1 protein-coding gene is annotated in these 1,529 nt (G+C 72.9%); it reads left to right on the top strand.

Annotated elements, in window-relative coordinates; translation table 11 throughout:
• Positions 1-1,529 (top strand): SDR family NAD(P)-dependent oxidoreductase (locus tag ACP4IX_RS36170; protein ID WP_426558888.1); only part of this gene is annotated, 1,529 nt, incomplete at both ends.

Raw genomic sequence — 1,529 nt, 5'->3', positions numbered from 1 at the left:
CTCGACGGCGACCCTGCCTCCGTCCGGGCGCTCCCCGCGGCCCTCGCCACCGGCGAACCCCAGCTCGCGATCCGCCGCGGCACCGTCCACGTGCCCCGCCTGGCCCGGGTCCCCGCCAGGACAGCGCTCACGCCGCCCGCGGACGGTGCCGCCTGGCGTATGGACATCCAGGACAAGGGCACTCTGGACCACCTCACGCTGCTCCCGAGTCCCGGGTCCGATGCGCCGCTGGCGCCGGGCGAGGTCCGGGTCGCCGTCCGGGCGGCCGGTCTGAACTTCCGTGATGTCCTGAACGCTCTGGGCATGTATCCGGGCGATGCGGGGCTGATGGGCAGCGAGGGTGCGGGCCTGGTCGTGGAGACCGGTTCCGGTGTCACGGATCTCGCGCCGGGCGATCGTGTGCTGGGCATGCTGCCGGGGGCGTTCGGCCCGCGTGTCGTCGTGGACCGCCGCATGATCGCTCCGATGCCGGAGGGGTGGACCTTCGCGGAGGCGGCGTCGGTGCCGATCGTCTTCATGACCGCCTACTACGCCCTCCACGACCTGGCCGCACTGCGTGGTGGCGAGTCCGTCCTCGTCCAGGCGGCCGCCGGCGGTGTCGGCATGGCCGCCGTCCAGCTGGCCCGCCACTGGGGTGCCGAGGTCTACGCCACCGCCGGCCCTGGTAAGTGGGACACCCTGCGCGGGCTGGGCCTGGCCGACGAGCGCATCGCCTCCTCCCGCACTCTGGACTTCGAGGACGCCTTCCGGGCGGCGACCGGTGGGCGGGGTGTGGACGTGGTGCTGGACTCCCTCGCCCGGGAGTTCGTGGATGCCTCGCTGCGGCTGCTGCCGCGCGGTGGACGCTTCGTGGAGATGGGCAAGACCGACGTCCGCTCGCCCGAGGACGTCGCTGCCGCTCATCCCGGCGTCATGTACCGGGCGTTCGACCTGGCCGAGGCGGGTCTCGACCGTATCCAGGAGATGCTCACCGAAGTCCTGGCCCTGTTCCGGTCCGGTGCCCTTCACCCGGTGCCGGTTTCCGCCTGGGATCTCCGCCAGGCCCCGGAGGCGTTCCGCTGTTTCAGCCAGGCACGCCATGTCGGCAAGATCGTGCTCACCCTGCCGAGGGACTGGGACCCGGAGGGCACCGTTCTGGTCACCGGCGGCACCGGTGCCCTGGGCGCTCTCGTTGCCCGGCATGCCGTCACCGTGCGCGGTGCCCGCCATCTGCTGCTGGTCAGCCGGCGTGGTGAGGGCGCCGCCGGGGCCCGCGAGCTCGGTGAGGAACTGCGTGCCCTGGGTGCCGAGGTGACGATCGCCGCCTGCGACACCGCGGACCGGGACGCGCTGGCCGCGTTGCTGGCGACCGTACCGGCGGAGCATCCCCTGACCGCCGTCGTGCACACCGCGGGCGTCCTCGACGACGGCGTCATCGACTCCCTCACCCCGGAGCGGCTCGAAAGGGTTCTGCGTCCCAAGGTCGACGCGGCCCTCCACCTGCACGACCTCACCCGGCACCTCGACCTCGCCGACTTCGTCCTCTTCTC

It is taken from the genome of Streptomyces sp. WG5, from assembly GCF_049974565.1.
GTDB lineage: Bacteria > Actinomycetota > Actinomycetes > Streptomycetales > Streptomycetaceae > Streptomyces.
Note: the sequence above shows the minus strand (reverse complement) of the source record. Positions and strands in the feature narration are given on the sequence as shown.